The 10266-nt window shown below is 38.8% G+C and carries 9 protein-coding genes; 8 read left to right on the forward strand and 1 reads right to left on the reverse strand.

The window, feature by feature from the left end; genetic code table 11:
• The first annotated feature begins 360 nt into the window (after positions 1–360).
• From ADH90_RS00010 to sdbB, 6 genes are all read left to right on the forward strand, one after another.
• Positions 361–1620 (forward strand): UDP-N-acetylglucosamine 1-carboxyvinyltransferase, encoded by a 1260-nt coding sequence (locus tag ADH90_RS00010; protein ID WP_045763439.1) that lies wholly within the window; start codon positions 361–363, stop codon positions 1618–1620.
• Positions 1621–1636: 16 nt separating this feature from the next.
• Complete coding sequence (locus ADH90_RS00015) at positions 1637–2188, forward strand: GNAT family N-acetyltransferase (protein WP_049529427.1); 552 nt, start codon at positions 1637–1639, stop codon at positions 2186–2188.
• Positions 2181–3458: a CBS-HotDog domain-containing transcription factor SpxR gene (gene spxR, locus ADH90_RS00020; RefSeq protein ID WP_045763437.1), complete on the forward strand. Its 1278-nt coding sequence runs from the start codon at positions 2181–2183 to the stop codon at positions 3456–3458. Before ADH90_RS00015 ends, spxR begins: the two co-directional genes overlap by 8 nt.
• 14 nt (positions 3459–3472) lie before the next feature.
• Entirely contained in the window at positions 3473–4333 is an 861-nt protein-coding gene (locus tag ADH90_RS00025; protein ID WP_049529428.1) for a methionyl aminopeptidase, read from the forward strand.
• Between the two features lie 126 nt (positions 4334–4459).
• Entirely contained in the window at positions 4460–5167 is a 708-nt protein-coding gene (gene ccdA2 / locus ADH90_RS00030; protein ID WP_049529429.1) for a thiol-disulfide oxidoreductase-associated membrane protein CcdA2, read from the forward strand.
• A gap of 12 nt (positions 5168–5179) precedes the next feature.
• A complete protein-coding gene (gene sdbB, locus ADH90_RS00035; RefSeq protein WP_049529430.1) occupies positions 5180–5743 on the forward strand; it encodes a thiol-disulfide oxidoreductase-associated lipoprotein SdbB in 564 nt (187 codons plus the stop codon).
• A 62-nt stretch (positions 5744–5805) separates the two neighbouring features.
• On the opposite strand, the gene ADH90_RS00040 is transcribed toward sdbB, so the two are convergent.
• Positions 5806–6792: an L-lactate dehydrogenase gene (locus ADH90_RS00040; protein WP_049529431.1), complete on the reverse strand. Its 987-nt coding sequence runs from the start codon at positions 6790–6792 to the stop codon at positions 5806–5808.
• A 193-nt stretch (positions 6793–6985) separates the two neighbouring features.
• On the opposite strand from ADH90_RS00040, the gene gyrA reads away from it, so the two are divergent.
• On the forward strand, positions 6986–9454 hold the full coding sequence (gene gyrA, locus ADH90_RS00045; RefSeq protein WP_049529432.1) for a DNA gyrase subunit A: 2469 nt from the start codon (positions 6986–6988) through the stop codon (positions 9452–9454).
• Positions 9454–10203: a class A sortase gene (locus ADH90_RS00050; RefSeq protein WP_000078698.1), complete on the forward strand. Its 750-nt coding sequence runs from the start codon at positions 9454–9456 to the stop codon at positions 10201–10203. The genes gyrA and ADH90_RS00050 overlap by 1 nt, the downstream gene beginning before the upstream one ends.
• Positions 10204–10266: the final 63 nt, after the last annotated feature.

The raw sequence follows: 10266 nt of genomic DNA on the forward strand, positions 1-10266 counted from the left end.
CTGTACTTGAGTACGGCAAGGCGACGTTGACGCGGTTTGAATTTGATTTTCGAAGAGTATTAATTTCTTATTTTATAAAAGTGTATATACTATCGTATATACTTATTAAGTCTGTCTTTCTTTACCCAATCGCAAACAAAAAATGTACAGTAAAAATTTTGTTACAAGCTTTAAAAATACAGGTGAGGAAGATTTTTACTAGCTTTGATAAGTATGATAATTATAACTGATATAACCAAAGTTATCGTCTTTAATATCAAGATAGTTCTGGGCCTAATTTTTTTATAGGATTGGCTATTAGTAAGAAATATGGTATAATATAGGGTGAGACCTTCTTAATAAATAGTGAAAGAGTATAAAATGAAAAAAATTGTCATTAACGGTGGGAGACCATTGAAAGGTGAAATTACGATTAGTGGCGCTAAAAATAGTGTCGTTGCCTTGATTCCTGCCATTATTTTATCAGATGATGTTGTGATTTTGGATTGTGTTCCGGACATTTCTGATGTAGCTAGTCTTATTGAGATTATGGAAATCATGGGAGCTAGTGTCAAGCGTTATGACGATGTTCTTGAGATTGATCCTCGTGGTGTTCAAAATAAACCAATGCCTTATGGTAAAATTAATAGCTTGCGTGCGTCTTATTATTTCTATGGTAGTCTTTTAGGTCGTTTTGGTGAAGCAACTGTAGGTTTGCCTGGAGGGTGTGACCTAGGACCACGTCCGATTGATTTGCACTTAAAAGCATTTGAAGCTATGGGAGCTAAGACAACCTACGAGGGAGATAATATGAATCTCTCAACCCAAGGATCAAGTCTACATGGTGCGCATATCTATATGGATACTGTTAGTGTTGGTGCAACTATTAATACAATGCTAGCAGCAGTAAAAGCTAAAGGTCGAACAGTTATTGAAAATGCTGCTCGCGAACCTGAAATCATTGATGTGGCTACATTATTAAACAATATGGGAGCTCACATTCGTGGAGCAGGTACAGATATGATTACAATTGATGGTGTGGATAGCTTGCACGGAACACGCCACCAAGTCATCCCTGACCGTATCGAAGCAGGTACATATATTTCAATGGCAGCTGCAGTAGGTCATGGGATTCGAATTAATAATGTACTTTATGAGCATTTAGAAGGATTTATTGCTAAACTTGAAGAAATGGGTGTTCACATGACTGTTTCTGAAGACAGTATTTTCGTCGAAGAGCAAACAAATCTAAAGGCTGTTAATATCAAGACAGCTCCTTATCCAGGTTTCGCAACAGATCTTCAACAGCCTATTACTCCCTTGCTATTAAAAGCAGAAGGTCGTGGCACATTGATTGATACAATCTATGAAAAACGTGTCAACCATGTTTTTGAATTAGCCAAAATGAATGCAGATATTTCAACAACAAACGACCACATCCTTTATAAGGGTGGAAATCCTTTGCAGGGTGCAAAAGTTAAGGCAACAGATCTACGTGCTGGAGCTGCCTTAGTTATTGCTGGCTTGATGGCTGAAGGAAAAACAGAGATTACCAATGTTGAATTCATCCTTCGAGGCTACTCGAATATTATCGAAAAATTGCGTAATCTTGGAGCAGATATTGAGCTAATCGAAGATTAGCAATTTGAGGATTGCAATGAATATCTGGACTAAATTAGCAAAGTTTTCTTTCTATGAGACGGAACGTTTATATTTCCGTCCCTTCTTTTTTACAGATGTAGATGATTTTCATCAACTTGCATCAGATCCTGAAAATCTTCAATTTATCTTTCCTGCACAAGCAAGTATTGAAGAAAGTCAGCATGCTCTTGCCAATTATTTTATGAAATCACCTTTGGGGATTTGGGCTATTTGTGATAAAAAAGAGCAAAGAATGATTGGAGCTATCAAGTTTGAAAAGCTTGATGAAATTAAGAAAGAAGCAGAAATTGGCTATTTTTTGAAGAAAAACTATTGGTCTCAGGGTTATATGACTGAAGCAGTTACCAAATTACGAGATTTATCCATGAACGAGTTTGCATTGAAGCAACTTTCGATTGTGACACATCTAGAAAATGTTGCTAGTCAGAAAGTAGCAGAAAAATCAGATTTTGTTCTTTATCGTCGTTTTAAAGGTAGCGATCGTTATACCCGAAAGATGCGGGATTATCTAGAATTCCGTTATACAAAAGGAAATCTAAATGAGTAAACACCAAGAAATATTAGCCTACTTGGAAGAATTACCAGTTGGGAAGCGTGTTAGTGTTCGTAGTATTTCAAATCGGCTGGGAGTAAGTGATGGTACGGCATATCGGGCTATCAAAGAAGCTGAAAATAGGGGACTTGTTGAAACACGTCCTCGAAGTGGAACAGTACGTGTAAAGTCAAAAAAAGTAGCTATTGAGAAATTAACGTTCGCAGAAATTGCAGAGGTTACAGGCTCGGAAGTTTTAGCTGGCCAAGCTGGATTGGATAGAGAATTTAGTAAATTCTCCATTGGAGCGATGACTGAAAAGAATATTCTTTCTTATCTTCATGATGGCGGCTTACTTATCGTAGGAGATCGAACACGTATTCAGTTATTGGCACTTGAAAATGAAAATGCTGTCTTGGTAACAGGTGGATTTGAAGTTCATGAAGATGTTTTGAACCATGCTAATAAAAAAAATATTCCAGTATTACGCAGTAAACATGATACATTTACAATTGCGACTATGATCAACAGAGCTTTGTCTAATGTTCAGATTAAGACAGATATTTTGACGGTTGAAAAAATCTATCGTACCAGTCATGAATATGGTTTTCTACAGGAAACGGATACTGTCAAAGATTATCTAGACTTGGTTCGTAAGAATAGGACGAGCCGTTTCCCTGTCATCAATCAGCATCAGGTTGTTGTTGGTGTAGTTACTATGCGTGATGCTGGAGATAAATCACCTGGTACAACGATAGATAAGGTCATGACAAGGACAGTCTATATGACTGGTTTAGCGACGAATATTGCTAACGTTAGCCAGAGAATGATTGCTGAAGACTTTGAAATGGTACCTGTTGTGAGAAGCAATCAAACCTTACTTGGTGTCATTACTAGACGGGATGTTATGGAAAAGATGAGTCGCTCTCAAGTTTCAGCTTTACCAACATTTTCAGAACAGGTTGGTCAGAAGTTATCTTACCACCATGACGAAGTTGTCATCACGGTTGAACCATTTATGTTGGAAAAAAATGGAGTCCTTGCAAATGGAGTTCTTTCAGAAATATTGACCCATATGACGCAAGATCTGGTTGTGAATAGCGGACGTAACCTCATCATTGAACAAATGTTGATTTATTTCTTACAAGCTGTTCAGATTGATGATACCTTGCGGATTCAGGCTAGAATTATTCATCATACAAGAAGGTCAGCTATTATTGACTATGACATTTATATCAATCATCAAATCGTATCAAAAGCAAATGTTACTGTAAAAATTAATTAAAACTAGGAGAAAACATGATTACATTAAAATCAGCTAGAGAAATCGAAGCAATGGATAAAGCTGGCGATTTTCTTGCCAGTATTCACATCGGTTTGCGTGACATCATCAAACCAGGTGTAGATATGTGGGAAGTAGAAGAATATGTGCGTCGTCGTTGTAAAGAAGAAAATTTCCTTCCACTACAAATCGGTGTTGATGGGGCAATGATGGATTATCCTTATGCCACTTGCTGTTCACTCAATGACGAAGTAGCCCATGCTTTTCCACGCCACTATATTTTGAAGGAAAGCGATTTGCTGAAGGTTGATATGGTCCTTGGTGGGCCAATCGCTAAGTCCGACCTCAATGTTTCTAAACTCAACTTTAACAACGTTGAGCAGATGAAAAAATATACTCAAAACTTTACGGGCGGCTTGGCAGATTCTTGTTGGGCATACGCTGTTGGAAAACCGTCAGAAGAAGTTAAAAACTTAATGGACGTGACCAAGGAAGCTATGTACATTGGTATTGAAAAAGCTGTTGTAGGAAACCGTATTGGAGATATTGGAGCTGCTATTCAGGAATATGCTGAAAGTCGTGGTTACGGCGTTGTCCGTGATCTTGTAGGACACGGTGTTGGTCCAACTATGCATGAAGAACCAATGGTTCCTAACTATGGTATCGCAGGTCGCGGTCTCCGCCTTCGTGAAGGCATGGTTTTGACAATCGAACCTATGATCAATACAGGTGATTGGGAAATCGATACAGATATGAAAACAGGTTGGGCACATAAAACAATCGATGGTGGACTATCATGCCAGTACGAGCATCAGTTTGTTATTACTAAAGATGGGCCTGTAATCTTGACAAGTCAAGGTGAAGAGGGAACTTATTAATCAAAAAAGGAGCTGAGCTCCTTTTTTGATTCTTTCAAGTTGAAAATTAATTTGCGTAGCGGATTTCTTACAAACGTTTTCTTTTATAGTAAAATAAAAGATAACTATATGAAAGAAGGTTCTTAATTGGAAAGTATTTTATTTTTTATTTCTGTCTTTATAGCTGGGGTCTTGTCATTCTTTTCTCCCTGTATCTTTCCCTTGTTACCAGTCTACGCAGGTGTTCTGTTAGATGATCAAGAGGAGTCAAGGACATTTCGTTTTTTGGGTAAAGATGTTGCCTGGTCAGGATTGATTCGGACACTCTGTTTCATTGCGGGTATCTCTCTCATCTTCTTTATTCTTGGATTTGGAGCAGGATTCCTTGGGAATTTACTTTATGCTGACTGGTTCCGTTATGTCATGGGAATCATGATTATTATACTGGGTTTGCATCAGATGGAAATTCTTCACTTACAAAAATTAGAGGTACAAAAAACAGTAACATTTAAGCAAAAACAGTCTAGCAAATATTTGTCGGCCTTTTTACTGGGTATCAGCTTCAGCTTTGGCTGGACTCCATGTATAGGCCCAGTTTTAAGTTCTGTTTTAGCACTGGCTGCCTCAGGAGGAAATGGGGCTCTTCAGGGAGCCTTATTAACCCTCATTTACACTCTCGGAATGGCGCTTCCATTTTTATTATTGGCCTTGGCATCAGGTCTTATTATGCCCTATTTTAGTAAAATCAAATCCCACATACTTTTATTAAAGAAAATTGGTGGTTTATTGATCATTCTCATGGGAATTTTATTAATGTTGGGACAGTTAAATGTCTTATCTGGAATATTAGGATAAAAGGAGTTATCTATGAAAAAAATTATCTATTTTGGACTTAGTTTCTTGTCTCTCTTTCTTCTGATTGCTTGTGGCAAGGAAGAAAAAAAATCAAGTCAGGAAAATCAAACGACTCAAACACAGCAGCAACCAACTGTGAAGCAAGTGGCTGTGGGAGCAGAAGCACCGGACTTTACGCTTCAATCGATGGATGGAAAAGAAGTCAAATTATCTGATTTTAAAGGGAAGAAAGTTTATCTTAAATTTTGGGCATCTTGGTGTGGACCATGTAAGAAGAGTATGCCAGAATTGATGGAGCTTGCTGCTAAGGAGGATCGTGATTTCGAAATTTTATCTGTCATTGCTCCAGGGCTTCAAGGTGAAAAAACGATAGACCAATTTCCAAAGTGGTTTGAAGAACAAGGTTATAAAGACATCCCAGTTTTATATGATACAAAAGGAGCTGTTTTTCAAGATTATCAAATTCGAAGCATCCCTACAGAGTATCTAATTGATTCAGAGGGTAAAATTGCTAAGATTCAATTAGGTGCAATTAGTAACGCAGATGCAGAAGCAGCTTTTGCTCAAATGAAATAAAGTAATAAAATGAAATATAAAAATGTCTAGACAAATTGTCTAGACATTTTTTCTAACATAAATTAGTTTTTTGAAGCTGCTTGGAATTCAGGGTTTTTCCAAGCTTCATCAATAATAGCTTGCAATTCTTTTGCTGAAGCTTGCATTTTTTGAGTTTCAGCATCGTTCAATGGGATGTTCACTGGACGTACAATACCGTGTGCTCCAACAACAGCTGGTTGACCGATGAAGACGTCTTTGATTCCGTATTGGCCTTCTTGGAATACAGAAAGTGGAAGTACTGCATTTTCATCATCAAGGATTGCTTTTGTGATACGAGCAAGAGCAACGGCGATACCGTAGTATGTTGCACCTTTTTTGTTGATGATTGTGTAAGCAGCGTCACGAACACCTTCGAACAATTCGATCAATTCAGTTTCTTGAACGTTTTGAGTGTCCTTAAGGAATTCTTCAAGGTTAACACCAGCAATGTTAGCGTGTGACCAAACGGCAAATTCTGAGTCACCGTGTTCACCCATGATGTATGCGTGAACTGAACGAGCGTCTACATCCAATTTTTCAGCAAGGGCTTGACGGAAACGAGCTGAGTCAAGAGAAGTACCTGAACCGATAACACGTTCTTTAGGGAATCCTGAGAATTTCCATGTAGAGTATGTCAAAATGTCAACTGGGTTAGCAGCTACAAGGAAGATACCGTCAAATCCTGATTCAACAACTTGTGTTACGATTGATTTGTTGATTGCAAGGTTTTTACCAACAAGATCAAGCCGAGTTTCACCTGGTTTTTGAGGAGCACCAGCAGTGATAACTACAAGGTCAGCGTCCGCACAGTCAGCGTATTCAGCTGCATAGATTTTTTTAGGTGAAGTGAAAGCAAGGGCGTGGCTAAGGTCAAGAGCGTCACCAACAGCTTTTTCGTGTAATTGAGGAATTTCAATGATACCAAGTTCTTGGGCAATTCCTTGGTTAACAAGAGCAAAAGCGTATGATGATCCTACGGCACCGTCACCGACAAGGATAACTTTTTTGTGTTGTTTAGTAACTGTCATTTGTCTAAACATCTCCTTTATTTTTTAAGGGCTTCCCCCGTTTATTTTCATTGTATCACTTTTTAATAGCTTTGTCACGGATATAACATCCACTTGGCTATGTAAACGTTTTAGTCGTATTGTAACACTGAAATAAGTGACAAACTATGGTATAATATAACTAGTTACTAATAGTGAAATGAGGCATTTGTTAATGCAAGATAAAAATTTAGTGAATGTCAATCTGACAAAGGAGATGAAGACCAGCTTTATTGACTACGCCATGAGTGTTATCGTATCGCGGGCCCTTCCTGATGTTCGAGATGGTTTGAAACCAGTTCATCGTCGTATTCTATACGGTATGAACGAATTGGGTGTGACACCAGATAAACCTCATAAGAAATCTGCTCGTATTACAGGGGATGTCATGGGTAAATACCACCCACACGGTGATTCATCTATTTACGAGGCTATGGTCCGTATGGCACAATGGTGGAGTTACCGTTACATGCTTGTAGATGGGCATGGGAATTTTGGTTCCATGGATGGTGATGGTGCCGCAGCTCAGCGTTATACTGAAGCGCGCATGAGCAAGATTGCACTTGAGATGCTTCGTGATATCAATAAAAACACCGTTGATTTTGTTGATAACTATGATGCCAATGAACGTGAACCTGTTGTTCTACCAGCTCGTTTCCCAAATCTTTTGGTCAATGGTGCTACAGGTATTGCCGTTGGTATGGCGACCAATATTCCGCCACATAACTTGGGTGAAACCATTGATGCGGTTAAGTTGGTTATGGATAATCCAGAAGTTACTACCAAGGACTTGATGGAAGTACTCCCTGGGCCTGACTTCCCAACTGGTGCCCTTGTTATGGGGAAATCAGGGATTCATAAGGCCTATGAAACAGGAAAAGGGTCCATTGTTCTTCGTTCTCGTACAGAAATTGAGGAAACGAAAACGGGTCGTGAACGTATCGTTGTAACAGAATTTCCATACATGGTTAATAAGACTAAAGTCCATGAGCATATTGTGCGTTTAGTTCAAGAAAAACGTATCGAAGGTATTACAGCAGTTCGTGACGAATCTAACCGTGAGGGTGTTCGCTTTGTTATCGAAGTGAAGCGTGATGCCTCTGCCAATGTTATCTTGAACAACTTGTTCAAGATGACTCAAATGCAAACGAGTTTTGGATTTAACATGCTGGCTATCCAGAATGGTGTTCCAAAGATTCTCTCTCTTCGTCAAATCTTGGATGCTTATATTGAGCACCAAAAAGAAGTGGTGACTCGTCGTACTCAGTTTGATAAAGAGAAAGCTGAAGCGCGTGCGCACATCTTAGAAGGTTTGTTGATTGCTCTGGACCACATTGACGAAGTCATTCGTATCATTCGTGCCAGTGAAACGGATGCAGAAGCCCAAGCTGAATTGATGAGCAAGTTTAAGTTATCTGAACGTCAAAGTCAAGCAATTCTCGATATGCGTCTACGTCGTTTGACAGGTTTGGAACGTGACAAGATTCAGTCGGAATATGATGAGCTTATTGCTTTGATTGCTGACTTGGCAGACATTCTTGCAAAACCAGAACGCGTAGCGCAAATCATCAAGGAAGAATTGGATGAGGTCAAACGTAAGTTTGGCGATCCACGTCGTACTGAGTTGATGGTTGGTGAAGTCTTGACGCTTGAAGATGAAGATTTGATTGAAGAGTCTGATGTTCTCATCACTCTATCAAATAAAGGTTATATCAAACGTTTGGACCAAGACGAATTTACAGCTCAAAAACGTGGTGGACGAGGCGTTCAAGGAACTGGAGTTAAGGACGATGACTTTGTGCGTGAATTGGTTTCAACCAGCACTCACGATCATTTGCTATTTTTTACTAATAAAGGACGTGTTTATCGTCTTAAGGGATATGAAATTCCAGAATACGGTCGTACAGCCAAAGGTTTGCCAGTTGTCAATCTTTTGAAACTAGATGAAGGTGAAAGTATTCAAACCATCATTAATGTCGAATCAGACCGTAGTGATGATGCCTACCTCTTCTTTACGACTCGTGCTGGTATTGTTAAGAGAACCAGCGTTAAAGAATTTGCAAACATTCGTCAAAATGGTCTCAAAGCCTTAAATCTGAAAGATGAGGATGAGTTGATTAATGTCTTACTAACTGAAAAAGACACAGATATCATCATCGGAACCAAATTAGGTTATTCAGTTCGTTTCAATCAGTCTTCAGTTCGTAGTATGAGTCGTATTGCCACTGGTGTTAAAGGGGTAAAACTTCGTGAAGGTGATGCTGTAGTTGGAGCGAGAGTGATTACTGATCAAGATGAAGTCCTTATCATAACTGAAAAAGGATACGGTAAGCGCACAGTTGCGACTGAATACCCAACAAAAGGTCGTGCCGGTAAGGGAATGAAAACAGCCAATGTTACTGAAAAAAATGGTCCTCTGGCTGGTCTCTTAACAGTAAAAGGGGACGAAGATCTGATGATTATCACTGACACAGGTGTCATGATTCGAACCAATGTTGCCAATATTTCACAAACGGGACGTTCAACTATGGGAGTAAAAGTGATGCGTCTAGATCAAGATGCTAAGATTGTGACTTTTACAAGTGTTGCAGCAGCAGAAAAAGAAGAAGTTGGGGCAGAACAGGAAACAGAAAGTGAAGCATAATGTCTCAAAAAAAGAATCAAAGTAAAAAAAATAAACGTAAGAATCTACTGATTAACATACTGGCAGGATTCCTAATCTTGTTATCTATCGCTTTAATCTTCAATGCTAATATTCGTGATATGTTCATGATTTGGAACACTAATAAGTATCAGGTCAGTCAGGTGACCAAGGAAGAGATTGAAGAGAACAAAGAAACAGAAGGAAATTTCGATTTTGACTCTGTAAAATCACTTTCCTCGGAGGCAGTCTTATCAGCTCAGTGGAATTCCCAGCAACTTCCGGTAATTGGAGGGATTGCCATTCCCGAGCTTGAAATGAATCTACCAATATTTAAGGGACTCGATAATGTTAACCTTTTTTATGGTGCTGGGACAATGAAAGCCAATCAGGTAATGGGGGAAGGAAATTATTCTCTAGCAAGTCACCGTATCTTTGCAGGTGAAAATGCAGACAAGAAATTATTCTCTCCTCTTGCTCGTGCTGAGAAAGGGATGAAAATTTATCTCACTGATAAAGAAAAAGTCTATACATACGAGATTGAAGAAGTTAAAATTGTAACTCCTGATCGCGTAGATGTAATTGACGAACGTGATGGGATTAAAGAGATTACCTTGGTAACCTGTGAAGATGCTAATGCGGTTGAGAGAATTATCGTTAAAGGAAATTTGACAGAGATAAAATCTTATGCAGAAACTCCATCAGATATTTTAGAAGCCTTTAATAAACCCTATAAACAATTTTATGAATAGTAGAAGAGGTTGGGACAAAAGAGCCCGACCTCATTTTTTATTAGCAATCAAACTTTGACGCGG

The sequence above is a fragment of the Streptococcus pseudopneumoniae genome, from assembly GCF_001073085.1.
Classification (GTDB): domain Bacteria; phylum Bacillota; class Bacilli; order Lactobacillales; family Streptococcaceae; genus Streptococcus; species Streptococcus pseudopneumoniae_M.